Below are 24,096 nucleotides of genomic sequence, written 5' to 3' on the forward strand. Positions count from 1 at the left end.
CTCGGTGTCCTTGCGCTAGCGCCTTGTGGATGGAGCGCGGGGTTACGCGGCTGCTGCATGGCCGGCCGAGACGTTCCGGTCCGGTGTGGGCGCCAGCTTGTGCGAATACGGAACAGTGTTTGGCGTACCTCTCAGCACCCAGTCCGCTGTGATCAAGCCGATGACAGGGGCCAGCTGAATCCCATAGCCACCAGCGCCTGCAGCCGAGATCAAGCGGGGTTCCGATGGATCGATCGGCCCGACATATGGACGATGGTCTGCTGTAACGGGATAAAGGCCAGCCCAGCCGCGGCCGAGCCGGGCACCCGGAAGATCGGGAACGCGCTCAAGCAGCATCTCGGCGAGCGAGACCTTGGAATCTTCGTCACATTGATCGTTGAAATCGTCCGGGTTTTCGGGAACGGTGGATTTCACCTTGTGGATCTCGGCGATGAGTTCGTCCGCCTTCTCGTGACGGAAATTGAGACCCGTCCCTTCACCGTTCACGAGATCCATCACCATCGGCATCGTGTAGGGCAGGGGTTCGTCCAGTCGGATCACCAGCGCCTCGTGACGCTCGGGGCGGACGTGGAGTTCTTGTCCGAACATTGTCGCGACCCGAGGTGCCCATGCGCCTGCGGCATTGACCACGAAGTCACACTCGAGAGTGCCGCGTCCGGTTTCCAGTCGATATCCGTCGCGAGTTTTATCGACGCCGAGGAGAGCGCAAAACTGGAGGACTTTGGAGCCCAGCCCTTTCAACTCCGCTGCCAGCAGTGCGCACATCTCATGAGGGTCTAGGAAGCCGTCGTCCGGGCCGAAGATGCCGCCCGCCAGACCATCGCTACTGATATGCGGGACAAGTTGCGTCAGCTCGTCCGCCTGATAGACGCGGGATCTGAACCCGGCCTCGCGCTGGATTTCGACCGACTTGGCAAAGAGGTCCATCTGGGCAGACGTGCGTGCAAGACGCAGGTATCCGATGTGATTGAAGTTGAGGCCCAGCCGCTCCTCCCAATTCCGGATACGGCGCACGGACTGGACACGAAGCTGGATCTCGAACGGATCGGTCAACTGTGTCCCGACCACGCCGACCGAGCGCCCGCTTGAACCCGATGCGACCGAGTTCGCATCGATGACGGTGACCCGTGCACCCTGTTCCGCAAGAGCATGCGCCGAGCAAATGCCGAGCGTTCCTGCTCCGATAACGACGACACGTGGTGAGGCTGTCATTTGAATTCCGATTGCTCCATGGCTGTCATTCGATGCCTATCACTGGCACGAGGCGATGGCGGCGCTACTTCCTGGAGACCACCTCGAGCGCCGCGTCGATGGCTGTCAGGACTTCGTCCGTGTCGCCGTCGGTCATCGAAGTGGACAGGGCGAATAGGCCGTAGCTCGCTGAAAGCACGCCCCGGTCGAGCAACTCCTTGTGGAGCAAGTCAAGCTTCTTGCGCTCGGCCGCACCCGGATAGACCGAGCGGTAGTCCGTTATCGGCAGAGAGGTGAAGTGGATCTTGAACAGCGAACCAAGGCCCACGCACTGACCGTCGAGGCCGTGGCGCCTCAGCGATGCCGTGATCCCGTCCCGCAGCTTCTTACCGATCCTATCCAGGTGATCGAAGTTCGCCGGGGTGAGTGCGCGCATCGCCGCCAGGCCCGCCCGCATCGTGATCGGGTTTGCGGTGAACGTGCCGCCATGGGGCAGGGCGGGCTTCCCGCGCGTGGGATCGAAGACCGCCATGACCTCGGCGCGGCCGCCGACCGCGCCAACAGGAAAACCGCCGCCGATGATCTTTCCGAGTGCGGTCAGGTCCGGCTTGATGTCCCAGAGGCCTTGCGCCCCGGAATGGCCCAGCCGGAACGAGATCACCTCGTCGAAGATGACCAGCGATCCGGCGGCGTGCGCGATCTCCACCATCGCAACGAGATAGTCCTTGCGAGCGGGGATCAGTCCAGCGCGGTTGGGCATCGGATCGATCAGGACACCAGCGATCGTCTCGCCGTGAGCGCCAAAGACGGCTCGAAGCGCTTCGATGTCGTTGAACGGAACGGCGATGACATCGTCCAGGACGCCACGTGGAGTGCCCTTGGCGTAGGCGGTCGAGGCTGGGAGATCACCCCAGTTACTCGGCGAGCTGTCGAGGCTGACCTCCGCGAAGTCATATGAACCGTGGTAGGCACCCTCGATTTTGACGATCTTTGACCTGTCAGTGAAAGCCCGGGCGGCCTTGATCGCCATCATGACACCTTCGGTGCCGGAGTTGGCGAAACGGACCTGCTCGACGGAGGGAAGTCGCTCGACAAGCAGTTCGGCCAGCTCCAGCTCGCTTTCGGTCGGAGCGCCGAACGCTGTGCCGTGCGACATCTGGTCGATGACCGCGGCCGTCACGTCTGGGTGCGAGTACCCGTGGATCATCGCGGTGAAATTGTTGATGCAATCGTAGTAGACGTTTCCGTCTACGTCCCACACACGGCAGCCTTCTCCGCGTTGCGCGTAGATCGGGAACGGATCGATGAAGACGGTCGTCCGGGTGTTGCCGCCCGGCATGACCTTGCGGGCCCGCTCGAACATCTCGCGGGATTTGGGCATGGACTCTGGATAATGGCGCATGATTTGCGAAACCTTTGCTGGGGTGGCCCGGGTCGCGAAGAGCCGCGATCCGCAGTCCGATCACCTGGTCATGATGGTGTGGCTCTGCTCGCGCAGGTACTGCGGCAGGAACCAGGAGCCGAGCCCGCCCTTGCCACTGACGCCAGTTCCCTTCCAGCCACAGAACGGCTGCGCGCCTGGCCATGCGCCCGTGGTGGCTCCGCTTGCGCGGTTGGCATAGAGAACGCCAGCTTCCGCCGCATCCAGGAACCGCTGCAGCTCGGCTTTGTCCTCGGTGAAGATGCCAGCCGAAAGGCCGTACGCTATGTCGTTGCCTTCCTCGATCGCGGCGTCGAGGCTTTCGAAGCCGCGCACCACGACAAAGGGCATGAAGAGTTCTTCGCGGGTCAGGCGACCGGGCCCGTCCAGTTCGGCAATGGTCGGCAGGACGTAGTTCTCCGCGAATCCTTGACCGAGAGCGGCGCCGCCAAAATGGACCTTGCCAGTCGTTCCGGCTTCGAGGACGGCGGCCTTGAAACGCTCGACCGTTGCATCGCCGTAGATCGGACCCATGAAGGTCTCCTTCTTGCGCGGATCACCCACGACAAGCTTGCTGGAAAACGCGACGAGCTTATCGATGAACTCGGCTTTGACCTTCTCGTCGACGTATACGACCGAGCACGCTGAGCACTTCTGTCCCTGCAGTCCGAAGGCCGACCGGGCGACGCCCTGGGCCGCGCGCTCGAGATCCGCTTTGCTTGTCACGTATGCCGGATTCTTGCCGCCCATCTCAGCGATGACAGGCTTCATATGCGGTAACGTCGCCATATGGCGCAAAATGCTCATTCCGGTCTTGTGCGATCCGGTGAAAGCAACGCCATCGATACCTTCGTGCGTCGCCAGGAAACGACCGACTTCTCCGTCGCCGACAACGATGTTGAACACGCCTTCAGGAAGACCAGCTTCCCTCAGCGTCTCGGCGATGATGAGTCCGGTCAGCGGACAGCCCGGGGACGGCTTGTAGACGACGGCATTGCCGGTCAACAGAGCGCCGGAAACCATGCCGATGGACAAGGCGAGCGGGAAATTGAACGGCGCTATGACCCCGAACACGCCGTACGGCTTCATGAAGCTGGTGGCAGTCTCGTTCTCCACCAGTTCGTTCATCGGTCGCACGAAGCCGTTGTTCGCCCTCAGTTCGGAGGCGTAGTAGTCGACCATGTCGACGCATTCTTCGGCCTCGCCGATCGCTTCGATGCGGGACTTGCCGATCTCGTAGAGCGCGGCGAGGCCGAGATCGTACTTCCGGGTGGCAAGTGCTTCCCGCCAGCGTGCTCCGAATGCAAGGCGCTGATCGAGGGACGAGCGGTTCCAGATCTTGGCCCCGGTCCGGGCAGCCCTGATCGCCGACTCCACATCAGCGGTCGTGGAGACCGGAAACTGGCCCAGTGAAAGCCTCGCATCGATCGGACTCGCCAAAGAACTTCTCGCACCGGTGGCGAAGGGCGTCGACCATTCCCGTCCCAACACGTCACGCTCGAATCCAGGAATGAGTGCGTCGAGGTGGGAGTGCACGGGCGAGAAATCGACGCCGATGTTCGAATAGGTGACACGTGGAATTGCTGGCATTCAAATTCTCCGAAAATCGGTCTATGACCCGATTAACAGGATTTAAAAGCGAGTCAATTGCGGATGCCGTAAATCGGTACTTAATCCGGATTTCGGTCTTATTTTTCGTTTGCATGGCAGGACGCTTTATCGACCGATTTCGTCGGGAAGCCTTGCCCGCCTACCTTGCGTCGCACGATAAGGTTCCCGTAGTTGTGTACTGAATTCTGTGGATGGTGGCTTTGAACACGAAATCGAACAACCAAGGCTTCAAGGACAGTCCGCTCGAGCGGTACATTTCGATCATGGAAACGGTGGCGCCGTTCGAACACGGTCTGACGGCCGTGGAACTTGAGACGGCACTCGGATTGCCGAAGACCACGATCAACAGGTTGCTGAACGCACTGGTCGAAAGCGGTATGGTCAACGCAGACACGGTCCGCAACCGTACGTATCGCCTTGGCGACCGTGTCCTCAAGCTCTTGCAAATGTCGCCGGACAGCAGTTGGCTCGTGGCTTTGGCAAACAAGCCGCTGCAGGACGTAGCCGATGCGACAGGGCAGTCCGCCTTCCTGTCGAAATTCGATGGCAACGAAGTTCACTCGATCACCTGCGTCGCGCCCGACACTCCCGTGCGCACCTACGTGATGCCGGGCATGGCGATGCCGGTGAACGCGACCGCTTCGGCCAAAGCTATCCTGGCGTATCACCCGAACGAGATCGTGAAGAAGATCCTCGCGACGGAGTCGCGTACATACACCGACAAAACCAAGACCAAGATCGCGGACCTTATGAAGGAACTGGCCGAGGTCCGTGCTCGCGGTTACGCCACCGATCTTGCGGAACACGTTCCCGGTCTCGGTTCGATAGCTTTCCCGATCCGTCCGGCCAACGGGAAAGTCACCTATGCCGTTGGTCTGACAGGGCCATATGGCCAGATCATCGACCGCAACTTCGATAAGCATTGCGCTGCGCTTGCTGACGCTGCGCAACGGATAGCGAAGCTGGTTCAGATGCGTAGCCCGTCGTCGAGCGAGGTCTAGCGACCTATCCGACCGCCCCGGCAGCGGTGACATCGTCGTCGACATTCCCCTTCGATGACCTCGAACGGCCTGCTGCCGCCAGCAAGAATGACGCGGTGGGACGTTCGAGTTCATCCTGGGTCGGTCTCCTGTCGCGCTGATTGCCTTTACCAACGAGGCCAAGCCTCCTTAGGGCAATACGCTCGAGATCGACTGGTTCGACCTTGACGGGCAGACCGTGCACCGCAGCGGCATGAGCCAGAATAAGTTTTACAAAGCCGATGTCGATGCCGAGAGTCATCGGTCCGCCACCTTGGGCGGCCCGGTCGCGATCAAAACAAATGAGCCGTTCGCGATCGAGAGCCGCGATGTTGCACTTCCCCAAATGTCTAATGGAGCATATCGAGGGCTGCGGCCTTGGAGCGGCGAGGGGGCTTGCCTACATCGCACATGTCGTCGATATGAAGTCGATGAGTTCGCCGAAAGTTTTCAGGCGCGCTATACGGGACTTGGTCGGCGTCTCACCGCGATCGATTTGGCGCTCGGTTTCGGTTGCCCAGCGTCGTCTCAGCGCAGGAAGGTCTCGCTGACGTAGCGACCTTTGCGACGAACTTGATCATGCCAGGTTCTAACGATTTGATGTTAAAGAAAAAATGCTGAAAAATCAAGCGCATAGTCTGGCCGTGGCGCCCATGATGGACTGGACGGATCGGCATTGCCGGTTCTTCCATCGCCAGTTGACGGCCCGTGCGCTGCTTTATACCGAGATGGTGGTGGCCGACGCGGTCATCCAGGGCGCACGCGAAAGGCTGCTTGGCTTCGACGGCGGGGAACATCCGGTCGCGCTGCAGCTCGGCGGCTCGGATCCCGGAAAACTTGCCGAGGCGGCGCGCATCGGCGAAGCCTTCGGCTATGACGAGATCAACCTCAATGTCGGTTGCCCGTCGGATCGCGTCCAGTCGGGTACGTTCGGCGCCTGCCTGATGAAGGTGCCTGACCTCGTCGCCGAGTGCGTCGCGGCGATGAAGGCGGCGGTGAGAATTCCCGTCACCGTCAAATGCCGCATCGGCGTCGACGAGCAGGATCCCGAGCCGGCGCTCGATGCGCTGGCCGACGGTGTTTTCGAGGCTGGCGCCGACGCTTTGTGGGTGCATGCGCGCAAAGCGTGGCTGGAAGGGCTGAGCCCCAAGGAAAACCGCGACGTCCCGCCGCTGGATTATAACAGGGTCTATCGGCTCAAGGCCGGAAAACCCAGCGAATTCATCGGTATCAATGGCGGTATTCAATCGCTTGAAGAAGCCCGGGCGCATCTCGGTCATGTCGACGGCGCCATGCTTGGCCGCGCCGCCTACCACACGCCTGGCATCCTCGCCGGCGTCGATGCCGCCTTCTACGGCGCGAAGCCCGAGGCGTTCGATTTCGCCGCGCTGATCGATGCCATGGCCGGCTATGCGGCACGCCATATCGAGCAAGGCGGGCGGCTTGGCCATATCACGCGCCACATGGTCGGGCTGTTTCATGGACTGCCGGGCGCGCGCCGCTATCGCCAGATCCTGTCCACCGAAGCGACCCGGCCCGGTGCCGGACCCGACGTGCTGAAGACGGCTTTCGCGGCGGTCGATTTCGGTGGAACGGCTGCAGAGGCGGCCTGACGTCCGGGGTGAGATTCAGTCCCTGAGAATCATGCGGTCGCCGCGCACGTCGAAACCCGACAGCGAGCCGATGAAATTCATTCCAAGCAGGCTTTGGCCGAGCATGCCGGGCGCCGCCACCATGACCGGCATATCCCTGCGCACGATGCCGCCGATCGCCACTTCTTCGGTTTTGACGGCCGCGGCGCGCGCCATGCCGTTGGCGGTCGAGACGGCTATGGTGTAGTTGAGCGCCGCCGGATTGAACCCCGCGGCCTGCGCGTCCTCGGACGTCAGCACGGTGCTGGTCGCACCGGTATCGACCACGGCCCGCACCGGGTTGCCATTGATCAGGATGCGCGCCTCGAAATGGCCGTTGTCGGCCTTGTCGAGGGTCACCGTGGCGTGGCCGTCTTCGATACCGAGCGCCAGCGGGCTGCCGGGAACAAGGCCGGCGGTCACCCGGCTGGCGACATCCTGCAGCTCATAACGATATTGGTAACCAGCGATCAGCGCCAAGGCGATCGCCGCCCAGGCGCCGATATTGCGGGCCATGGCGCCCAAGGGACTGCCCGACCGCAGAAGCCCGGCGCCGATGAGGGCGCCGAACGCGCCAAGCCAGATCAACCGGCCAAAGTCGTTATTTTCAATGCCGAGCGTGCTGCCGGCGGAATCGTTGAGCATCAGCAGGATCGCTCCCACTCCGATCGCCGCCATCAGGATCCAGAACAGCCGGTTCATCCGCGCGGCCGCCTCATGAAAGCGCGTCGCGTTCGCGCGCCATGCGGGTGCGCCGTGTTTCCCGTCGTGGCCGCCGTTCGACCGTCTCCAGCCTCGCCGGCAGTTCGGCCATGACGTTGTGGCGCGCCTGCGGCGTCATGGCGATCCAGCCCCCAATCTCGTCACGCGTGCGGCCGCAACCGAAACAGAAGCCGGTTTTCATGTCGATGGAGCAGACCAGGATGCAGGGAGATTCGATGGCCGTCATGACTTTCTCTTGAGATTTCCGTCCGGAAATCCGTTGTCCATCCACATGGTGCAACCGCAAAGCCAATGCAAGCCCTCGCGATCGCGCCTTCCACGGGCGCCTTTGCGGCAGTGCGAGAGGTGATCCGGGAGGTTGTGCCGATCACCCAACGCGGCTATGCCGCTCACCAACTCCAGGGAATGGCCGCCACGACATGACCAGCGCACTGCCTTTCGACGATTTTCGCAACCTCCTGGCCAATTTGCCGGCGGCCGATGCCGCGGCCGAGGCGCGCGTGCGGACGCTGTTTGCCAGGGCCGACAAGCCGCAACGTTCGCTTGGCCACATCGAGGACATTGCCGCCTGGCTCGCCGCCTGGACCGGCCGCGCTCCGCCCGCCGTGACAAAACCCTTGATGGCTGTCTTTGCCGGCAATCATGGCGTTGTCAGGCACGGCGTCTCGCCACGGCCGGTGGCTGCGACCGCCGATGCGGTGGAGCTTTGTGCGGCCGGAGGTGCCGCGATCAACCAGATCTGCATCGCCAACGATCTTGGGCTGAAGGTGTTCGACCTCGCCCTGCACATCCCGACGGCCGACATATCGGAGGATGCCGCGCTCGACGAGCGGGGTTGCGCCGCGACCATGGCCTTCGGCATGGAAGCGATTGCCGGCGGCACCGATCTGTTGTGCCTCGGCGATCTCGGCGTCGGCAACTCCACCATCGCCGCCGCCTTGTTGGCTGCACTGTTCGGGGGCAGGGGCGCCGATTGGGTCGGTCCGGGGTCCGGCGCCGATGCGGCGATGCAGGCGCGCAAGGCGGCAGTCGTCGATGCGGCACTGGCCTTTCATCGTGGCCATCTGGGCGACCCGCTCGAGACGCTGCGCCGCGTCGGCGGCCGCGAGTTCGCCGCGATTGCCGGCGCCATCCTCGCCGCACGGATGCAGAAGATTCCGGTGCTGCTCGACGGTGTCGCGGCAACGGCCGCCGCGGCGGTGCTGCATGCCGCCAATCCCGCCGCGCTCGACCATTGTCTTCTCGCCAGCCTGTCGCCGGAATCCGCCCATGCACGGACCGCCGAGCGGCTCGGTCTGCGCCCGCTGCTCGATTTGACCATAAGCCACGGTGAAGGGGCCGGGGCCGCTCTTGCGGCAGGCCTGGTCAAGGCGGCGGCGCTAACCAGTTCGGGAATGGCTGCGGCGGTACGCGGGTAGATATCGGGTACGTCGTATCCCAGCTATTTCCGCTACCGCCGTCGCGCCGCTACCGCCGCGGTCGGCAGCGCCGGCAGTTCTTCCATCACGCGGCTCAGCGGGAAGATGGCGATCGCCTCGGTGCCTTCGCGCAGCTTGGAATGAAGTTCGAATTCGCCGCCATGCATGGCGAGCAGGCCTTGCACGATCGGCAGGCCAAGCCCGGTGCCTTGCTCGGCGCTCTTGATGGCGATCGAGCCCTGGCCGAAGGCCGAAAGCACGACCGGGATTTCGTCTTCCGGTATGCCCGGGCCATTGTCCTTGACGGAAATGTATTGCCCGCCACCCGCCGTCCAGCCGACGCGGACGCGGATTTCGCCGCCGGTGGCGGTGAATTTTATCGCGTTGGACAGGAGGTTCAGCGTGATTTGCCGCACCGCGCGCTCGTCGGCGAACAGCCGCGGCAATTCATGCTCGAAATCCTGGACGACGCGGATATCCTTGTTGCGCGCCTTCAATTCCATCATGTGGCAGCAATCCTCGACGATCCCAAGCAGCATCACCGGCTCCTCGTTGAGTTGATAGCGGCCGGCCTCGATGCGCGACAGGTCGAGGATCTCGTTGATGAGGTCGAGCAGATGCTGGCCGGATTCATGCACGTCATGGGCGTAGTCGCGATAGGTGGGATTGTTCATCGGCCCGAGCACCTCGTTCGACATCACCTCGGAAAAACCGAGGATGGCGTTAAGCGGCGTGCGCAGTTCGTGGCTCATCGAAGCGAGAAACCGCGATTTCGCCAGGTTGGCGTCCTCGGCCCGGCGGCGTGCCTCGTCCGACATCGACTTCGCCGTCTCCAGTTCGGCGATCAGCGCATCCTTTTCGGAGCGGAACGACAACAGCATCAGCGACGAGCGGTTGAGGTGGCGGGCGACGTAGACGAAGAAGGGCAGCGATACGACGAGCAGCCCGGCCATGATCGTCTCGACCGGCATCCAAAGCCTGGCCCCGACATAGGCATAGAGTGCCACCGGAACGGCAAAGGTCGCCAGCAGCGCGCCGCGCAAGGACGAGGCCATGATCGCGGTCGCGGCCATGGCAAACAGCAGCACCACCGCCTTGACCACCTGGAACTGGTCGACCTGGCAAGCGCCGCAGCCGAGCCAGACGAACCATGCCCAGCCGAGGCCGCAAAGGAAATGGCCGACCAGGAATTCCCTTAGTGTTTGCAAAGGGTTGAGTTCAGAAGCTTCGGTGCGTTCTATGCGCCGCGCCATGAAGGCGACGATGGTGTAGCAGGTCAGCGTGAACAGCGCCCAGACGACGATCTCGTTGCCGACGCCGGCCAGCCGGCCGGCCGCCGCGATCACCAGGACGAGCAGCGGAATGGCGATGGCGCCGCTTGTCATCGCGCGGGCGTGCAGTTTCAGCAATTCGCGGTCGAAATCGGGATTGCCGGCCTGCTGTGAAAGACGGTCGCGCGTCTTGCGTACCGCACGCGCGACATCGCTGTTGCGATGCGGTTTCCTGCGGTCCACAATGAACTTATCCGCTGTGTTCGAGCGTTGCAAAGGCATCAAAACTTCAATTATGCGAGCAGCGGTTCCAAGGTGTTAAGCTACGTTCGAATGATTAACCAACCGTTTGCCATATGAGCCGTTCCTGGTATTCAAGGTCGCGCCGGCGATACGCGCCGCCGCGCCCGAGAGGCCTGTGGCGCAAATTGCTGGACTACGGCCTGACCGTCATCGTTCTGGGGCTGCTGATCCTGCTGGCCGCGCGCCTCGACCGGGTGGAGACGCGCAAGACGCAAGGCACGGCAATCGTCAATGATGGCGATTCGATCACGCTGGGTACCGAGCGCATCCGCATGCGCGGCATCGACGCGCCGGAATATACGCAAACCTGCCGCAAGAACGGCGCCGACTATCCCTGCGGCACGCTTGCGCGTCGGTCGCTGGTGCGCCTGATCGCGGGTAGGCCCGTTTCTTGCGCCGGCTGGCAGCGCGATCGCTATGGCCGGCTGCTTGGCGATTGCACCGCCGGCGGCAAGGATCTCAATAGTGCACAGGTCGAGGCGGGCTGGGCCGTTGCCTTCGGCGGCTTCGAAAGCGAGGAAGCCGCCGCCCGCGCGGCGAAGGCCGGCATCTGGGCGGGCACGTTCGACCAGCCGCAGGACTGGCGCGACAGCCACCATGGCGAGGCGGTCGAGCGAAAACACGGCACGCTGGCTTCGATCGGCGATGCGGCGCGCGAGATTTTTCGGTTCTGGTGATGCTTGGAGTAAACTCTATGGTGGTCGTGAAAGGTGGGAGGATCGAATGAAGCTCTTCGACGGTGGCCGGGCACCCAACCCAAGGCGCGTCCGCGTTTTCCTCGCCGAGAAAGGCATCACGGTTCCGCTGGTGCCCATCGACATGGGCGCGTTGGGGCACAAGCAACAGGCGGTCAGTTCGCGCAACCCCTTGCAACGGCTGCCGGTGCTGGAACTCGATGACGGCACTATCCTCACCGAATCCGTTGCCATATGCCGCTATTTCGAGGAGTTGCATCCGGAACCCGCCCTGTTCGGACGTGGCGCGCTCGGCAAGGCGCAGGTCGAAATGTGGCAGAGACGAATGGAGTTCAACCTGCTCAGCAGCGTTACGCAGGCTTTCCGTCATATCCATCCGGCCATGAAGGAATGGGAAATCCCGCAGATCCCCGAATGGGGCGAGGCCAACAAGCCGAAGGCGATCGCATTCGTGAAACTCCTCGACGGCGAGCTGGCGGATAGGGAATTCGCCGCTGGCGATGCCTATTCGATCGCCGACATCACCGGGATGATCGCCATCGACTTCATGAAGCCGGCGCGCATCAAAGTGCCGGAGGAATGCACCAATGTGCTGCGTTGGTATCACGCGATCTCGAGCCGGCCGAGCGCAACTGCCTGAGAAATGGGAACCGAACTCGACACCCTGGCCGCGAGGGTCCGCGCGTGCCGCATCTGCGTCGAAAATCCAGTCGGCAGGCCCCTGCCACACGAGCCACGGCCGGTGTTGCGACCGTCCTCGAGCGCCCGAATCCTGATTGCCAGCCAGGCGCCAGGCACCAAGGTGCACCTGTCGGGCATGCCGTTCACCGACGCCTCAGGCGACCGCCTGCGGAACTGGCTCGGGGTAACCAGCGACGAATTCTACGACATCGAGAAGTTCGCCATCGTGCCGATGGGCTTCTGCTTCCCCGGCCAGGATGCCAAGGGCGGTGACCTGCCGCCGAGGCGCGAATGCCCGCCGGCCTGGCGCGCGCCTTTGATGGCGCTGATGCCGCGAATCGACCTGGTGCTGACAATCGGCATCTATGCGCAGTCCTGGCACATGGGTGCGGCGCGCCGGCCGTCGCTGACGGAAACCGTAATGGACTGGCGTGCCATCTGGGATGCGCCAGCCAGCCCGAAAGTGTTGCCGCTGCCGCATCCATCATGGCGCAACACCGGCTGGCTGAAGAAGAATCCTTGGTTTGAAATGGATTTGCTGCCATTCCTGAGATCGGAAATCCGCTATCGTCTCGATTGACCTTTCAGCAAGAAATCACTCGCTTTTTGCCCAATCGGCAGAATTTCTTTCTTGTGAAAGGCCTGGATAAGGCGGAATATAGCCAATCTATTCCCCCGGGAGCAAAAAATGGACCGCCTCGATAGAAAAATTCTCCGCCTTCTGCAGGAGGACGCGACACTCGCGGTCGCCGATGTCGCCAAGAAAGTCGGGCTGTCGACGACGCCGTGCTGGCGGCGCATCCAGAAGCTCGAGGAAGAGGGCGTCATCAAGCGGCGCGTCGCCATTCTCGACCATGAAAAGGTCAATGTGCGCGTCACCGTCTTTGTCTCGATCCGCACCAATTCGCACAGCCATGAATGGCTGCGGCGGTTCTCGGAAGTGATCCAGGAATTTCCAGAGGTGGTCGAATTCTACCGCATGAGCGGCGATGTCGACTATCTGCTGCGTGTCGTGGTGCCCGACATCGCCGCCTACGACGCCTTCTACAAGCGGCTGATCGCCAAGATCGAGATCCGCGACGTATCGTCGTCCTTCGCCATGGAGCAGATCAAGTACACCACGGAAATCCCGCTGGATTACATGGTGCTCGACAAGGAATCGGGCGCCAATGCCGCCTAAGCGTGATCTGACACAAGGTTGTCGCGCTTAGTTCTTCTTTTTATTGAGGAAACTCCATGGTGAGTTCACTGGCATCGTAATCGTGTCCGGTACGCTGTCGACGCTCGTCACATCAGCCTTGCGGACGGCGTAACCGGACTGGATGACGCTGACGCCGTCGAGAATGAACAACTGGCTTTTCTCCATGTCCGTCTTCAGCGCGCCTGTGACGGCAACCGGCTGATAGGCTTCCGACATCTTGTAGGGGCGAGCCGGCGTGACGAGAACGATCTGGTTGGGCGGCGGCGTCGGCATGTGGCTGCAGGCGCCCGTCCATGGCACCAGCAGAAACTGGTAAACAAGATCGCCGTCGCGATCGACGGGCAAGGCGTATCCGGCCAGCTGGATTGTCTTGTCCTGCAAGCCAGCAGAGAGCGTCTCGCCGTGATCGGGCAACTTTGCCGCGATCATCGGCAGCCCGACGTTTTCCGCGGCCGCCTGGCTTGCCGGGCGCAAGTCCTTCCAGAGTATGTGCGTGGCCTCGGGCAAAGCATGGGCGGCTGTGGACACGAACAACGCGGCCGCGAGCGTCATGGTCGATTTGAGACGGTTGATCATTAGCCGCTTCCTTTGGATCCGAGTAAAGACGCCGCTATCAGCGACGTCAACGATCGAGCCGCATCACATGCCGGCGGGAACCCGCCATTCCGGTCTCGCGGAACCCGCGAGCCGCAAACATGCCGTGAAAGCCCATGAAACTGTAGCTCGGCGATGCCTGATCGACGGGATAGGCCTCGACCGTGCTGGCGCCTTTGGCAAAGGCATGATCGATGGCCGCGTCGAGCAGTGCGGATGCCAGCCCACCGCCGCGCAAGGCCCTTGGCACATAGAAGCAGACGATCGACCACACGCCGGTCTCGCTGTCGTCCTGCTGCCGGGAAAGCTTGCGGTAGGTCTCGCGCGGTGCAACCGAGCACCAGCCGACGGTCTTATCGTCAAGATGGGCTAGGATGCCGACCGGCGTGCTGGCTTCGACAAGCGCCATCATGGCACGCTTCTTCTCCTCGTTCCGGACATGCTCGCGGCTGGGCAGGTGGCGCCAGGCCATGCACCAGCAATATTTCGGTGCGCCCGGCTGCTCGAACAGGTTTTCGAAATCGGCGCGTGTCGAGCGCGTCACTTCCGTGAAGCTGACTTTACGTTCGTCGGTCTTTCCTGGCGGCGAGGCGTTCGAGCGTCCTGGCATCCGATAGTTCCTTCATCGCATCCCTGCCGATCCAGCGCGCCGTCTTGTCTGTGGAATTGGCAAGCTTTTGCGCCGTGGCAAGAGCAGGGGCATGCAAACTCATCGACCGCTTGCCGATCTGCCGCAACGCCCAATTGACAGCCTTGCGAACGAAATTGCGCGGATCACTCGCATGCGCCTCGATCAAGGGCAGATAAGACAGGAACGATGCATCCGGCTCCTTTTTCAAATGCACTGCCGCCGATGCCAGCATGGCGAAGGCGGTGCGGCGGACGAATTCGCGCTCGTCCGCTGCGAACCCCTCGACCAGCTCGCGCCAGAATGGCGTGTCAACGAACAAGTCCGAGACAGTGTCGACGACCTCCCAGGAATCGAAGTCGCCAGCCCAGCCGCGGCATTGCTCGATGGTGATCTTCTTGGGCTCGCCGGTGAACGCCGCCACAAGCCGCGCTTCGCGGATGCCGGTGTCCCACAGCAGCAATGCCCGTTGGTGGTTCTTCTTCAGCTTGCGCGCCAGTGGCCGCAATTCGGAATTGCCGACGCCGAGCGCAGTCGTGACGTTGATGCCGAACCGTTCCATGCCGGCACGATTCTCGTGGCTGCCGGTCGCCTTGAGATGAGCGACGACATCGTCCGCGCTCCAGCTCGGAAGGGGCAGGGACATCGCCGCGAAAACCCTATTTTTCCAGCCGCGCCAGTAGTGAGGACGTGTCCCAGCGCTTGCCGCCCATCGCCTGCACGTCCTTGTAGAACTGGTCGATAAGCGCGGTCACCGGCAGCTTGGCGCCATTGCGGTCGGCCTCGGCCAGGCAGATGCCGAGATCCTTGCGCATCCAGTCGACGGCGAAGCCGAAATCATATTTTCCGGCGTTCATCGTCTTGTGCCGGTTCTCCATCTGCCAGGAGCCGGCGGCCCCCTTGGAAATCACCTCGATCACCTTCTCGATGTCGAGTCCGGCCTTCTTGCCGAAATGGATGCCTTCGGCCAGGCCCTGCACCAGACCGGCAATGGTGATCTGGTTGATCATCTTGGTGAGCTGGCCGGACCCTGCGGGACCCATCAGGCCGACCATGCGGGCAAAGGCGTCGATAACCGGCCTGGCTCTGTCGAACGCTTCCTGCTCGCCGCCGACCATGACCGTCAGCACGCCGTTTTCGGCGCCAGCCTGGCCACCCGAGACCGGTGCGTCCAGAAACGAAAACCCGCCGGCCTGCGCGGCTTGCGCCAGTTCGCGCGCGACCTCGGCCGACGCCGTGGTGTTGTCGATGAACACCGAGCCTTTCTTCATGGACCTGAAGGCGCCTTCGGCACCCGTCGTTACCGACCGCAGATCGTCGTCATTGCCGACGCAGGAAAAGACAAAGTCCTTGCCTTCGGCTGCTTGTGCGGGCGTCGCGGCGAGGCTGCCGCCGTGCTGGCCGACCCATTGTTCGGCTTTCGCGCGGGTGCGGTTGTAGACGGTGACGTCGTGGCCGCCCTTCTTCTTCAGGTGTCCGGCCATGGGGTAGCCCATGACGCCAAGACCGAGAAATGCCACCGTTGCCATGGCTTGTCCTTCCGACGAAAACAGAGATTTCAGTTGCCGAAGGTCTAGGCCATGCGGCGGATTCGTCAAGGCTCGCGCTGGCGCATCGACTGGTGCAGACCGATGCGAAGCCGGTCAGCGGTGCAGGTGGATGGTGATCCGGCGCTCGATCCATTCGACGCCATGGCGCAGGATCTCGACCATCACCAGATAAACGATGGCGACCCAGACATAGGCCTGAAAGTCGAAGGATTTGGCATAGGCGAGTTTCGCATTGCCCATCAAATCGTAGACGGTGATGATGGCGACGATGGCCGACGCTTTGATCATCAGGACGAGTTCGTTGCCGTAGGGCCGCAAGGCCACAATGATCGCCTGCGGCAGGATGACCTTGCGCAGCGTCTGCAGCTTGTGCAGGCCGAGCGAAGCGGCCCCCTCCCACTGGCCCTTGGGCACACTCTCGATGGCGCCGCGCAGAATTTCGGCCTGGTAAGCGGCGGTGTTGAGCGCAAAGGCAAACGCGCCGCAATTGAAGGCGTCGCGGAAGAACCACCATAGCCCGATCGATTCGAGCTGCACCCGGAAAGAGCCCAGACCGTAATAAACCAGATAGACTTGGACGAGCAGCGGCGTGCCGCGGAAGAAATAGACGTAGCAATAAGCAAGGCCGGATAACAGCCGGTTATCCGACATGCGGCCGTAGGTGACCGGCAGGGACAGGAGCGCGCCGGCGATCATCGAAATGATCACGAGCGCTAGCGTCGTCCCAAGCCCCTGCAGATAGGCCGGCGCGTATCGTGCGAAGAATTCACCGTTCCAGGCGTAGACCAGATAGACAAGAATGCCGAGGCCGAAGAGAATCCAGAGGCCGACGAGCATGTATCCGGCGATACGGGTCCGCGGCCAGCCGCGCGCCGGCGGCGGCGGTCGTTCGACCGCGATTGCATCCGTAAAGCTCATCGCGCTTCCCTCCGTCCCAGGGAGCGCAAGATGAGCCCGGTGGCGATCGACGACAGGATGGCGAGCGCGAGAAAGACCAACGCCGCGACGCTGTAGAACAGGAACGAATGCTTGGTGACACGGGCCGCCACGCCGGCATTGCGCAAGGTTTCGGCGAGATTGACGACCGAGACCAGGGCGGTGTCCTTGAGCAGGCTGAGCCAGCAGTTCTCGAGGCCGGGAAAGGCGATGCGCAGAAGTTGCGGCAGGATCACCTTGCGCATGGTCTGCCATTTCGACAGCCCGATCGCGTAGCCGCCCTCATATTGACCGCTGGGAATGGCGCGAAAAGCCGAAAGGAAGACCTCGCTGGTATAGGACGAGAAGATCAGCGACAGCACGATCATGCCGGCGATGAAGCTGTCGACATCGATCGTCGCTTCCGGCCTGAACAGGCGGATGACGTACTGCAGCAGGATGGGCATGCCGAAGAAGAACAGGAAAAGCGTCACCAACTCCGGCAAGCCGCGAAACATGGTGGTGTAGATGTTGGCGGCCAGCTGCAACGATGGTTCTTCGGACTGCTTGGCCCAGGCTACGAAAAAGCCGATCGTCAAGCCGATCGGCAGTGTTGCAAGCGCAAGCGCGATGGTGACCAACGCGCCATAAGCAATGTCGTCACTCCAGCCTTCGGGTCCCCAACTGAGCAGTGTCCATATGCTTTGGGCTGGCATCGAGTCGTCTTACCCCACGGCGCTCCCGAGATGAACAAGGCGGCAGGGGACCCCTGCCGCCTTGGCAATGATAATCAGGACTCGGCGCCGTAGACGTCGAACTTGAAGTATTTGTCGTTGATTTCCTTGTATTTTCCGTTGGCTCGGATGGCGTCGATCGCCGCATTGAACTTGTTGACGAGATCGGTCTCGCCCTTTCGAACGGCAATACCGGCGCCGGGTCCGAAAATTTCGACCGGTTGCGGCGAGGGTTGGCCGAGGATCTTGCAGCAGGCGCCGTCAGGCGAATCCAGCCACTGCTGCAGCACGACGATGTCGTCCTCGATGGCATCGAGGCGGCCATTGGCCAGGTCAGCCTGTTCCTCGGGGCTGCTCGGATAGCCCTTGATGGTGCTGTCGGTATAGGTCTTCGAGGCATAGTTGAAATGCGTCGTGGTGGTGGCGACGCCAACGGTCTTGCCAGCGAGGTCTTCCTTGGTCACGCCCTTCAGCGTCGAGTCCTTCGGCACGGCGAGCGCCGAGGGCGTGTTGTAATATTTGTGGGTGAAGTCGACCTTCTCGGCGCGTTCCGGCGTGATCGACATCGAGGCGACGATGGCGTCGAACTTGCCAGCCTGGAGGGCTGGGATGATGCCGTCCCAATCCTGTGCGACGAAGGTGCACTTGACCTTCATTTCATCGCAAAGCGCCTTGGCGATGTCGATGTCGAAGCCGACAAGCTGGCCATCCGAGGTCAGGTTGTTGAAAGGAGGGTAGGCGCCTTCGGTGCCGATCCTCAGGGTCTTCTCCTGGGCCTGGGCTACGCCGAGCGTCAGCAGCGCGGCCGATGCGGCGAGCGCGATACGCAGTGCAATACGCATGATAGTCCTCTCTTTACGGTCCCGGCCGTCGTTCCGAAACGGCTCTGTGGGGCGGTGCTTTTGACCGCCCGCTGACGCGATACTCCCACTCTTTCCAAGAAAAAAGCAACTGCAAAACCATGAAAATCGGCAATGGCTTCCTGCCGTTGCGTTACTTCCTAGGCAACGAGGCCGGTCGCGCGCTCGATGAAGTCGGCTATCGATTTCACGTCGTCGAGATCGAACACCGGCAGGCTCTCGTCGTCGACGGTAAAGTCGGCTGCGACGGCGACAATATTGCCGTCATTCGCCGAAAGCGGAGTCCTGTCCCTGGCCTGCAGCCGCCTGGTTTCTATCTTGAGGTGGGTTTCGCGCTTGTAGCCCTCGACCAGCACGATGTCGCATGGCGCAAGCCGCGCGAGAATGGCGTCCAGCGGCGGCTCGTCCTCGCCGCGCAGTTCGTGCATCAGCGCCCAGCGGTTGCCGGACACGATCGCGACCTCGGTGGCGCCGGCCTGCCGATGGCGGAAGCTGTCCGCCCCCGGCTTATCGATGTCGAAATCATGATGGGCGTGTTTGACCGTCGAGACCTTCCAGCCGCGCCGCACGAGTTCCGCGACCAGCTTCTCGGTCAGTGTGGTCTTGCCGGAATTTTTCCAGCCGGTGATGCCGAAGATAGGTCTGTTCATGGCGTCATGCTCTGCAACAAGCGAGCGGCCTGGGCAAGATCGTCCGGCACGTTGATGTTGAAGAAGGGATCGACCGGCCGGCCTGCGGATTGTCCAACCGGAAAATCCACTTCGACGAACCCGTTGCGCTCGATAAAGGCCGAAACCCGCCTGTTGTCTTCCTCGACCAGGAAATGCCGCAGGCCGTCGCGGCAGCCCGTCGGCCATAGGGCGAAGGTCGGGTGCCGCCTGCCGGCCGAACAGGCAATCGCGATCGAGCCGGGATGTCGACCGGCTGCCTCGTCCAGCCGGCCGACAAGATCCAGCGGCAGGAAAGGCGTGTCGCCGGCCGCGGTGACGATCGTCTTGCAAGACATGCCGGCAACGGCCCATTCCAGGCCGGTCAGGATTCCGGCAAGCGGTCCGGCAAAGCCTTCGACAGTGTCGGCAAGCACCGGCAGTCCGAAACGGGAGAACCGCGCCGGATCGCCGTTGGCGCTGAGCGCCAGGGATTCGATCTGCGAGCCAAAGCGCGACAGGACCTGGTCAAGCACGCACCCGCTGCCAAGCGGCAGCAGGCTCTTGTCGCCGCCGCCCATCCGTCTTGACTGGCCGCCAGCCAGTATGATCCCCGCAATGTCGCGCTTCATGCATCGAGCCTGTACGCCTGTCGTCGGAAATCACAAGACCCGGCTAAATTCCATCCGGCGCCATCGCAGGTCCGGTACTTTCGGCAACGATCCTTCGCCGGCCGACGACTCGCTCGCGATAGAGTGCGTAGAGACCCGAGCCGACGACGATCGTGGCGCCGACGATCATTGGCATATCTGGTAAATCGCCGAAAACCAGCAAGCCGAGCAGGATGGACCAGATCAGCGCCGTGTAGCGGAACGGCGCGATGAATGAGATTTCGCCCGACCGCATCGCCATGATGATGAATTGATAGCCGATGAGCACGAGCACCGCGGCCAGCGCCAGCAGCACCGTGCTTTGCGCCGTCATCGGCGTCCAGCCGCCCATCGGCGACAGCAGCGCCGCGCCGACGACGGTCATGGCGAGCGAGGTGGCGGTCGAAACCAGCATTGTCGGGATGGCTTGAGGGATGCGCTTGGTGGCCAGGTCGCGCACCGCGCAGCAGGCGACGCTGGCCAGCGCCACGAGGGAATACACGCTGAACCCGTCGAAGCCTGGCCGCACAATGACCATCACGCCGGCAAAGCCGGTGGCGATCGCCAGCCAGCGGCGCCAGCCGACCGCTTCGCCGAAGACAAGTGCCGCTCCCATCGTCACCGCCAGCGGCAACGCCTGAAGTACGGCCGAGACGCTGGCGATCGGCAGATGGGCAAGCGCCACGAGGAATGACACGGTGGCGCCGGCCTCGCCGATGACGCGCAGCGCCACCAGTGGCTGAAGCATCGAACGCGGTCGGACAAGCGCGCCGCGCTGCCAGGCGAGCAAACCGACGAAGAGCGAGGCGAATGCTCCTCTCACCAGCATGACCTGCGCCATGTTCATCGACTGCGACGAGTATTTGGTGAGGGCGTCGTTGAGGGTGAAGCCGGCCATGGCCACCGCCATGAACAACGCGCCGCGAAGATTCGGGGAAAGGGGCAAGACATCTACCGGTTGCTTTGCAGCGAGCCTGTAGCAGCCCGGCATCAGACAGCAACCGTAAAGGACTGTACCAGGCGCCGCGGAGCTTGCCGGGAGGCGGCTCCGCCCCCCGCAACCTATACAGCCGCCAGCAAAAATCTATTTCTTCGGCGTCAGCACCTCGGTGCCGTTGCCCTCCTTGCCGGCGATCGTCCACAGGCCATGCAGGGAACCGTCGTCCTCCACCTTGTAGACGACGAGGCCGATGTCCTTGTCCATGACGTAGCCTGCGGAGAAGGCATCGTCGTTGCGCATGCAGATGCCGTCGGAAGAAGAACCGCCCGTCTCCCAGTGGATCGTGCAGGTGGTGCCGCTGGTCAGCGTGATGGTGGCTTCGCCGTCATAGGAGGAACCGTCGAAATTGGTGCCGGCGACGGTATAGGCGCCGCCGATCGACTGGGCAGCCGCGGGCAGCGCGGCGAGGCCGAGCAATGCGAAAGAGAGAAGAAGTTTGCGCATGATGTATCCCCCGGGAGCGAAAGACCGCTACGAAATGGAGGCTAGGCGGGAAAACACCGCCGGTAAATCAGGGCACGTCGAGGGATAAAGATTTGTTCGCGCTGTGGCCGAAATGTTCATGGGCCCGAAATGCAGATGGCCCCAAATGTTCATGGGCCCTTGAGACTGCCGGCGATGGCGCCGACCAGCGGATCGTATTTCGACCTCAGGGCCGGCGGGTAATCGATCCTGACGGTGCGGATGACGCCATCCGGGCCGAACAGGCGCCGCTCGTAAAAGACCTTCCCATCCTTCAAGCCCGACAGCACCGCCCAGTCCTTGCCGGCTTTGCCGTAAGTGACCTTGTAGCCGGGCTCGTTGCTGGCTTTCTCATCAGCGACAAAGCCTTTCGGCGTGTCGTCGTCGATGTTGAGGATGCCGGAGCAGATCAGGCTGGCGCCGTCGGCACTCAGCCACTGCTGTCCGTCGCCATTGTCCGGCTCGGGCTGGCGATCGGTGAAGACATCGTCCGGAAAGGTGCAGATGGTGCCGAAGCGCTCGTTGGTGTAGGTGAAGGGAGCGGCGACCGCATCGGTCGCTGCGATAGTGATGACAACCGCCAGCAATGAACAATGCCGCATGTCTCGCCTCCAAGCCAGTGGAGGCGATACTGCACCAGATCCGCGAAAAAATCAGCCGCCGGTGACGCTCATGTGCCGCGATACGGAGGGGCGGCTGGTGCGGCGGTCGATGATGAAGTCGTGGCCCTTCGGCTTGCGGCCGATGGCCTCGTCTATCGCGTCGGCGACCAGTTCGTTGCCTTCGGACGCGCGCAACGGCGCACGCAGGTCGGCGGCGTCCTCCTGGCCGAGGCACATATAGAGCGTGCCGGTGCAGGTCAGGCGGACGCGGTTGCAGCTTTCGCAGAAATTATGCGTCATCGGCGTGATGAAGCCGAGCCGGCCACCGGTCTCGGCGACCTCGACGTAACGCGCCGGGCCGCCGGTCTTGAAGGGAATGTCGGTCAAGGTGAACTGTCGTTCCAGGGAAGCGCGCAGCAGCGACAGCGGCAGGTATTGGTCGGTGCGGTCGGCGTCGATCTCGCCCATCGGCATGGTTTCGATGACGGTCAGGTCCATGCCGCGGCCATGCGCCCAGCGCATCATTTCGGGCAGTTCGGCGTCGTTGAAGTCCTTCAGCGCCACCGCGTTGAGCTTGACCTTCAGCCCCGCCGCCTGGGCGGCGTCGATACCCTCCATGACCTTGCCGAGATGGCCCCAGCGGGTGATCTTGTGGAACTTGTCGGCATCGAGCGTATCGAGCGAGACGTTGATGCGCTTGACCCCGCAATCGGCGAGCTCGGCGGCGAAGCGCGAAAGCTGCGAGCCGTTGGTGGTCAGCGTCAGTTCTTCCAGCGCGCCGCTTTCGAGATGCCGCGACAGCTGGCGCACCAAGTGCATGATGTTCTTGCGGACCAGCGGCTCGCCACCGGTGAGGCGCAATTTCCTGACGCCTTTTTCGATGAAGACGCTGCACAGCCGGTCGAGTTCTTCCAGCGACAGCAGGTCCTTCTTCGGCAGGAAGGCCATGTCCTCGGCCATGCAATAGGTGCAACGGAAATCGCAGCGGTCGGTGACCGACACCCTGAGATAACTGATCGTGCGACCGAAAGGGTCGATCATGTTCATGCTTCAAGCACTTTCCATGGCCGTGAACGGCGTCGTTATATATCGCTATGTGATACGATCCGGCCCGCGGTTCAAGATACCGTTTCGCGGTCCTTGGTAACATTCTCCGGCCGACATCGGATGTCGGCTCACCTCAAACTATCTTTTCCCCTCTGGCGAAGCAGCGTAGGGGAAGGGGATTGCCACGGGATCAAGCGCCATGACCGCACCGAAGGAACTCCGCGTCTCGAAAGACCGCAAGCTGCTTTCCGTCACCTTTCCCGGCCATCAGCCGTTCGAATTGCCGGCGGAGCTGTTGCGCGTCGCCTCGCCGTCGGCCGAGGTGCAGGGCCATTCGCCCGACCAGCGGGTGACGGTTCCCGGCAAGCGCAACGTCGCCATCCTGAAGATCGAGCCGGTCGGCAACTATGCGGTGCGCATCACCTTCGACGATTTCCACGACACCGGCATCTTCACCTGGAATTATCTGCATACGCTCGGCCACGAGAAGGAGGAGCGCTGGAACGCCTATCTCGCCGAACTCGCGGAGAAGGGCCTGAGCCGGGATCGCTAGCCGTAGGCATGACGGTGTCGTGAAGACGTCACACAGCTGGAGTAGCGCCGGCAAAGGTTTGGAGACGAAAGATGTCCGTCATTACCACGGTCGAGCAGCTCGAGGCGCTCTATGGCGTTCCCGGCGAAGCCTCGCTGGTCAAGGAACTCGACCATGTCATCCCCGAATATGCCGCCTTCATCGAGGCTTCGCCCTTCGTTGCGCTGGCGACCAGCGGGCCGGAGGGGCTGGACTGTTCGCCGCGCGGCGATCTCGCCGGCTTCGTGCGCATCCACGATCCGAAAACGCTGATGATGCCGGACCGGCGCGGCAACAACCGCGCCGATTCGCTGAAGAACATTATCCGGGATCCGCGCGTCGGGCTGCTGTTCCTGGTGCCGGGCTCCGGCACGACGTTGCGCATCAATGGCCGCGCCCACATCACCACGGATACGGCGCTCTGTGCGTCATTCACGGTGGACGGCAAGCCGGCGCGCTCGGTCACCGTCATCGAGGTCGATTCGGTCTATTTCCAGTGCGCCCGCGCCATCGTTCGCTCCGAGCTTTGGAACCCGGCCAGGCATCTCGACCCGAAATCGCTGCCGACGCCCGGACAAATCCTGGAAATCACCAGCCGCAAGGCCATCGACGGCGAGACCTACGACAAGGAATGGCCGGAGCGAGCCAAGAAGACGATGTGGTAGGCGAACG

At 62.5% G+C, this 24,096-nt stretch carries 29 protein-coding genes; 9 read left to right on the forward strand and 20 right to left on the reverse strand.

The genetic code is table 11. From position 1 onward, the window contains the following. Nucleotides 1-42: 42 nt before the first annotated feature. The 3 genes from NKJ26_RS01215 to NKJ26_RS01225 form a co-directional block, all read right to left on the reverse strand. Nucleotides 43-1,212: an NAD(P)/FAD-dependent oxidoreductase gene (locus NKJ26_RS01215; protein ID WP_352693086.1), complete on the reverse strand. Its 1,170-nt coding sequence runs from the start codon at nucleotides 1,210-1,212 to the stop codon at nucleotides 43-45. A gap of 64 nt (nucleotides 1,213-1,276) precedes the next feature. After that, nucleotides 1,277-2,593: an aspartate aminotransferase family protein gene (locus NKJ26_RS01220; RefSeq protein WP_352693088.1), complete on the reverse strand. Its 1,317-nt coding sequence runs from the start codon at nucleotides 2,591-2,593 to the stop codon at nucleotides 1,277-1,279. A gap of 60 nt (nucleotides 2,594-2,653) precedes the next feature. Beyond that, nucleotides 2,654-4,201: an aldehyde dehydrogenase family protein gene (locus NKJ26_RS01225; RefSeq protein WP_352693090.1), complete on the reverse strand. Its 1,548-nt coding sequence runs from the start codon at nucleotides 4,199-4,201 to the stop codon at nucleotides 2,654-2,656. A 221-nt stretch (nucleotides 4,202-4,422) separates the two neighbouring features. Between NKJ26_RS01225 and NKJ26_RS01230 the strand changes: the two genes are divergently transcribed. Beyond that, nucleotides 4,423-5,223 carry an IclR family transcriptional regulator gene (locus tag NKJ26_RS01230; RefSeq protein ID WP_352693092.1) on the forward strand — a complete coding sequence of 267 codons (801 nt, stop codon included), beginning with the start codon at nucleotides 4,423-4,425 and terminating at the stop codon, nucleotides 5,221-5,223. Between the two features lie 4 nt (nucleotides 5,224-5,227). Here NKJ26_RS01230 and NKJ26_RS01235 read toward each other — a convergent pair whose 3' ends face one another. Then, on the reverse strand, nucleotides 5,228-5,503 hold the full coding sequence (locus NKJ26_RS01235) for a hypothetical protein (protein WP_352605072.1): 276 nt from the start codon (nucleotides 5,501-5,503) through the stop codon (nucleotides 5,228-5,230). A 352-nt stretch (nucleotides 5,504-5,855) separates the two neighbouring features. On the opposite strand from NKJ26_RS01235, the gene dusA reads away from it, so the two are divergent. After that, the gene (gene dusA, locus NKJ26_RS01240) at nucleotides 5,856-6,854 is read left to right on the forward strand and encodes a tRNA dihydrouridine(20/20a) synthase DusA (RefSeq protein WP_352693094.1); all 999 of its coding nucleotides are present in this window, start codon (nucleotides 5,856-5,858) and stop codon (nucleotides 6,852-6,854) included. Between the two features lie 15 nt (nucleotides 6,855-6,869). On the opposite strand, the gene NKJ26_RS01245 is transcribed toward dusA, so the two are convergent. Beyond that, nucleotides 6,870-7,574, reverse strand: a complete 705-nt coding sequence (locus NKJ26_RS01245; protein WP_352693096.1) for a TIGR02281 family clan AA aspartic protease — start codon at nucleotides 7,572-7,574, stop codon at nucleotides 6,870-6,872. Between the two features lie 13 nt (nucleotides 7,575-7,587). Next, a complete protein-coding gene (locus tag NKJ26_RS01250) occupies nucleotides 7,588-7,821 on the reverse strand; it encodes a DUF1289 domain-containing protein (protein WP_352693098.1) in 234 nt (77 codons plus the stop codon). 193 nt (nucleotides 7,822-8,014) lie between these two features. Between NKJ26_RS01250 and NKJ26_RS01255 the strand changes: the two genes are divergently transcribed. Next, the gene (locus NKJ26_RS01255; protein WP_352693100.1) at nucleotides 8,015-9,013 is read left to right on the forward strand and encodes a nicotinate-nucleotide--dimethylbenzimidazole phosphoribosyltransferase; all 999 of its coding nucleotides are present in this window, start codon (nucleotides 8,015-8,017) and stop codon (nucleotides 9,011-9,013) included. 32 nt (nucleotides 9,014-9,045) lie between these two features. Here the strand turns inward: NKJ26_RS01255 and NKJ26_RS01260 are convergent, their stop codons facing one another. After that, nucleotides 9,046-10,566, reverse strand: a complete 1,521-nt coding sequence (locus tag NKJ26_RS01260; RefSeq protein ID WP_352693102.1) for a sensor histidine kinase — start codon at nucleotides 10,564-10,566, stop codon at nucleotides 9,046-9,048. A 74-nt stretch (nucleotides 10,567-10,640) separates the two neighbouring features. Here NKJ26_RS01260 and NKJ26_RS01265 point away from each other — a divergent pair, with 74 nt between their 5' ends. From NKJ26_RS01265 to NKJ26_RS01280, 4 genes are all read left to right on the forward strand, one after another. Continuing rightward, complete coding sequence (locus tag NKJ26_RS01265) at nucleotides 10,641-11,264, forward strand: thermonuclease family protein (RefSeq protein ID WP_352693104.1); 624 nt, start codon at nucleotides 10,641-10,643, stop codon at nucleotides 11,262-11,264. A 46-nt stretch (nucleotides 11,265-11,310) separates the two neighbouring features. Continuing rightward, entirely contained in the window at nucleotides 11,311-11,922 is a 612-nt protein-coding gene (locus NKJ26_RS01270; protein ID WP_352693106.1) for a glutathione S-transferase, read from the forward strand. Between the two features lie 3 nt (nucleotides 11,923-11,925). Further along, entirely contained in the window at nucleotides 11,926-12,543 is a 618-nt protein-coding gene (locus NKJ26_RS01275; protein ID WP_352693108.1) for a uracil-DNA glycosylase family protein, read from the forward strand. A gap of 108 nt (nucleotides 12,544-12,651) precedes the next feature. Continuing rightward, nucleotides 12,652-13,143: an Lrp/AsnC family transcriptional regulator gene (locus NKJ26_RS01280; RefSeq protein WP_006205209.1), complete on the forward strand. Its 492-nt coding sequence runs from the start codon at nucleotides 12,652-12,654 to the stop codon at nucleotides 13,141-13,143. Nucleotides 13,144-13,170: 27 nt separating this feature from the next. On the opposite strand, the gene NKJ26_RS01285 is transcribed toward NKJ26_RS01280, so the two are convergent. The 13 genes from NKJ26_RS01285 to moaA form a co-directional block, all read right to left on the reverse strand. Further along, nucleotides 13,171-13,740, reverse strand: a complete 570-nt coding sequence (locus NKJ26_RS01285; protein WP_352693110.1) for a DUF3299 domain-containing protein — start codon at nucleotides 13,738-13,740, stop codon at nucleotides 13,171-13,173. 46 nt (nucleotides 13,741-13,786) lie between these two features. After that, the gene (locus tag NKJ26_RS01290) at nucleotides 13,787-14,368 is read right to left on the reverse strand and encodes a GNAT family N-acetyltransferase (protein WP_352607004.1); all 582 of its coding nucleotides are present in this window, start codon (nucleotides 14,366-14,368) and stop codon (nucleotides 13,787-13,789) included. After that, the gene (locus NKJ26_RS01295; RefSeq protein ID WP_352693112.1) at nucleotides 14,319-15,032 is read right to left on the reverse strand and encodes a DNA alkylation repair protein; all 714 of its coding nucleotides are present in this window, start codon (nucleotides 15,030-15,032) and stop codon (nucleotides 14,319-14,321) included. The genes NKJ26_RS01290 and NKJ26_RS01295 overlap by 50 nt, the downstream gene beginning before the upstream one ends. Nucleotides 15,033-15,045: 13 nt before the next feature. Then, nucleotides 15,046-15,915: an NAD(P)-dependent oxidoreductase gene (locus tag NKJ26_RS01300; protein WP_352607000.1), complete on the reverse strand. Its 870-nt coding sequence runs from the start codon at nucleotides 15,913-15,915 to the stop codon at nucleotides 15,046-15,048. 114 nt (nucleotides 15,916-16,029) lie between these two features. Next, nucleotides 16,030-16,854 carry an ABC transporter permease gene (locus tag NKJ26_RS01305; protein WP_352606998.1) on the reverse strand — a complete coding sequence of 275 codons (825 nt, stop codon included), beginning with the start codon at nucleotides 16,852-16,854 and terminating at the stop codon, nucleotides 16,030-16,032. After that, a complete protein-coding gene (locus tag NKJ26_RS01310) occupies nucleotides 16,851-17,567 on the reverse strand; it encodes an ABC transporter permease (protein WP_352693115.1) in 717 nt (238 codons plus the stop codon). The genes NKJ26_RS01305 and NKJ26_RS01310 overlap by 4 nt, the downstream gene beginning before the upstream one ends. 74 nt (nucleotides 17,568-17,641) lie before the next feature. Continuing rightward, nucleotides 17,642-18,427: an ABC transporter substrate-binding protein gene (locus tag NKJ26_RS01315; protein ID WP_352693116.1), complete on the reverse strand. Its 786-nt coding sequence runs from the start codon at nucleotides 18,425-18,427 to the stop codon at nucleotides 17,642-17,644. A 158-nt stretch (nucleotides 18,428-18,585) separates the two neighbouring features. Then, nucleotides 18,586-19,095: a molybdopterin-guanine dinucleotide biosynthesis protein B gene (mobB, locus tag NKJ26_RS01320; protein ID WP_352693117.1), complete on the reverse strand. Its 510-nt coding sequence runs from the start codon at nucleotides 19,093-19,095 to the stop codon at nucleotides 18,586-18,588. After that, the gene (gene mobA / locus NKJ26_RS01325; RefSeq protein WP_352693119.1) at nucleotides 19,092-19,724 is read right to left on the reverse strand and encodes a molybdenum cofactor guanylyltransferase MobA; all 633 of its coding nucleotides are present in this window, start codon (nucleotides 19,722-19,724) and stop codon (nucleotides 19,092-19,094) included. The genes mobB and mobA overlap by 4 nt, the downstream gene beginning before the upstream one ends. 43 nt (nucleotides 19,725-19,767) lie before the next feature. Next, a complete protein-coding gene (locus NKJ26_RS01330) occupies nucleotides 19,768-20,688 on the reverse strand; it encodes a DMT family transporter (protein WP_352606988.1) in 921 nt (306 codons plus the stop codon). Nucleotides 20,689-20,826: 138 nt separating this feature from the next. Beyond that, nucleotides 20,827-21,186, reverse strand: coding sequence for a hypothetical protein (locus NKJ26_RS01335; RefSeq protein WP_352693121.1), 360 nt, complete (start codon nucleotides 21,184-21,186; stop codon nucleotides 20,827-20,829). A 149-nt stretch (nucleotides 21,187-21,335) separates the two neighbouring features. Then, nucleotides 21,336-21,806 carry a hypothetical protein gene (locus NKJ26_RS01340; RefSeq protein WP_352693123.1) on the reverse strand — a complete coding sequence of 157 codons (471 nt, stop codon included), beginning with the start codon at nucleotides 21,804-21,806 and terminating at the stop codon, nucleotides 21,336-21,338. A gap of 51 nt (nucleotides 21,807-21,857) precedes the next feature. Continuing rightward, nucleotides 21,858-22,853 (reverse strand): GTP 3',8-cyclase MoaA, encoded by a 996-nt coding sequence (gene moaA / locus NKJ26_RS01345; protein ID WP_352693125.1) that lies wholly within the window; start codon nucleotides 22,851-22,853, stop codon nucleotides 21,858-21,860. 199 nt (nucleotides 22,854-23,052) lie between these two features. Between moaA and NKJ26_RS01350 the strand changes: the two genes are divergently transcribed. Both NKJ26_RS01350 and NKJ26_RS01355 read left to right on the forward strand, forming a co-directional pair. Further along, on the forward strand, nucleotides 23,053-23,406 hold the full coding sequence (locus tag NKJ26_RS01350; protein WP_352606982.1) for a gamma-butyrobetaine hydroxylase family protein: 354 nt from the start codon (nucleotides 23,053-23,055) through the stop codon (nucleotides 23,404-23,406). Nucleotides 23,407-23,477: 71 nt separating this feature from the next. Further along, on the forward strand, nucleotides 23,478-24,089 hold the full coding sequence (locus NKJ26_RS01355) for a pyridoxamine 5'-phosphate oxidase family protein (protein ID WP_352606980.1): 612 nt from the start codon (nucleotides 23,478-23,480) through the stop codon (nucleotides 24,087-24,089). The last annotated feature ends 7 nt before the right edge of the window (nucleotides 24,090-24,096 follow it).

It is taken from the genome of Mesorhizobium sp. M0152, from assembly GCF_040322415.1.
Taxonomy (GTDB): Bacteria; Pseudomonadota; Alphaproteobacteria; order Rhizobiales; family Rhizobiaceae; genus Mesorhizobium.

What these genes read in the sequence shown, in the direction of transcription:
- NKJ26_RS01215 (WP_352693086.1), bottom strand. Translation starts at nt 1,212, where the DNA reads ATGACAGCCTCACCACGTGTCGTCGTTATCGGAGCAGGAACGCTCGGC.
- NKJ26_RS01220 (WP_352693088.1), bottom strand. Translation starts at nt 2,593, where the DNA reads ATGCGCCATTATCCAGAGTCCATGCCCAAATCCCGCGAGATGTTCGAG.
- NKJ26_RS01225 (WP_352693090.1), bottom strand. Translation starts at nt 4,201, where the DNA reads ATGCCAGCAATTCCACGTGTCACCTATTCGAACATCGGCGTCGATTTC.
- NKJ26_RS01235 (WP_352605072.1), bottom strand. Translation starts at nt 5,503, where the DNA reads ATGACTCTCGGCATCGACATCGGCTTTGTAAAACTTATTCTGGCTCAT.
- dusA (WP_352693094.1), top strand. Translation starts at nt 5,856, where the DNA reads ATGCTGAAAAATCAAGCGCATAGTCTGGCCGTGGCGCCCATGATGGAC.
- NKJ26_RS01245 (WP_352693096.1), bottom strand. Translation starts at nt 7,574, where the DNA reads ATGAACCGGCTGTTCTGGATCCTGATGGCGGCGATCGGAGTGGGAGCG.
- NKJ26_RS01250 (WP_352693098.1), bottom strand. Translation starts at nt 7,821, where the DNA reads ATGACGGCCATCGAATCTCCCTGCATCCTGGTCTGCTCCATCGACATG.
- NKJ26_RS01255 (WP_352693100.1), top strand. Translation starts at nt 8,015, where the DNA reads ATGACCAGCGCACTGCCTTTCGACGATTTTCGCAACCTCCTGGCCAAT.
- NKJ26_RS01260 (WP_352693102.1), bottom strand. Translation starts at nt 10,566, where the DNA reads ATGCCTTTGCAACGCTCGAACACAGCGGATAAGTTCATTGTGGACCGC.
- NKJ26_RS01265 (WP_352693104.1), top strand. Translation starts at nt 10,641, where the DNA reads ATGAGCCGTTCCTGGTATTCAAGGTCGCGCCGGCGATACGCGCCGCCG.
- NKJ26_RS01270 (WP_352693106.1), top strand. Translation starts at nt 11,311, where the DNA reads ATGAAGCTCTTCGACGGTGGCCGGGCACCCAACCCAAGGCGCGTCCGC.
- NKJ26_RS01275 (WP_352693108.1), top strand. Translation starts at nt 11,926, where the DNA reads ATGGGAACCGAACTCGACACCCTGGCCGCGAGGGTCCGCGCGTGCCGC.
- NKJ26_RS01280 (WP_006205209.1), top strand. Translation starts at nt 12,652, where the DNA reads ATGGACCGCCTCGATAGAAAAATTCTCCGCCTTCTGCAGGAGGACGCG.
- NKJ26_RS01285 (WP_352693110.1), bottom strand. Translation starts at nt 13,740, where the DNA reads ATGATCAACCGTCTCAAATCGACCATGACGCTCGCGGCCGCGTTGTTC.
- NKJ26_RS01290 (WP_352607004.1), bottom strand. Translation starts at nt 14,368, where the DNA reads ATGCCAGGACGCTCGAACGCCTCGCCGCCAGGAAAGACCGACGAACGT.
- NKJ26_RS01295 (WP_352693112.1), bottom strand. Translation starts at nt 15,032, where the DNA reads ATGTCCCTGCCCCTTCCGAGCTGGAGCGCGGACGATGTCGTCGCTCAT.
- NKJ26_RS01300 (WP_352607000.1), bottom strand. Translation starts at nt 15,915, where the DNA reads ATGGCAACGGTGGCATTTCTCGGTCTTGGCGTCATGGGCTACCCCATG.
- NKJ26_RS01305 (WP_352606998.1), bottom strand. Translation starts at nt 16,854, where the DNA reads ATGAGCTTTACGGATGCAATCGCGGTCGAACGACCGCCGCCGCCGGCG.
- NKJ26_RS01310 (WP_352693115.1), bottom strand. Translation starts at nt 17,567, where the DNA reads ATGCCAGCCCAAAGCATATGGACACTGCTCAGTTGGGGACCCGAAGGC.
- NKJ26_RS01315 (WP_352693116.1), bottom strand. Translation starts at nt 18,427, where the DNA reads ATGCGTATTGCACTGCGTATCGCGCTCGCCGCATCGGCCGCGCTGCTG.
- mobB (WP_352693117.1), bottom strand. Translation starts at nt 19,095, where the DNA reads ATGAACAGACCTATCTTCGGCATCACCGGCTGGAAAAATTCCGGCAAG.
- mobA (WP_352693119.1), bottom strand. Translation starts at nt 19,724, where the DNA reads ATGAAGCGCGACATTGCGGGGATCATACTGGCTGGCGGCCAGTCAAGA.
- NKJ26_RS01335 (WP_352693121.1), bottom strand. Translation starts at nt 21,186, where the DNA reads ATGCGCAAACTTCTTCTCTCTTTCGCATTGCTCGGCCTCGCCGCGCTG.
- NKJ26_RS01340 (WP_352693123.1), bottom strand. Translation starts at nt 21,806, where the DNA reads ATGCGGCATTGTTCATTGCTGGCGGTTGTCATCACTATCGCAGCGACC.
- moaA (WP_352693125.1), bottom strand. Translation starts at nt 22,853, where the DNA reads ATGAACATGATCGACCCTTTCGGTCGCACGATCAGTTATCTCAGGGTG.
- NKJ26_RS01350 (WP_352606982.1), top strand. Translation starts at nt 23,053, where the DNA reads ATGACCGCACCGAAGGAACTCCGCGTCTCGAAAGACCGCAAGCTGCTT.
- NKJ26_RS01355 (WP_352606980.1), top strand. Translation starts at nt 23,478, where the DNA reads ATGTCCGTCATTACCACGGTCGAGCAGCTCGAGGCGCTCTATGGCGTT.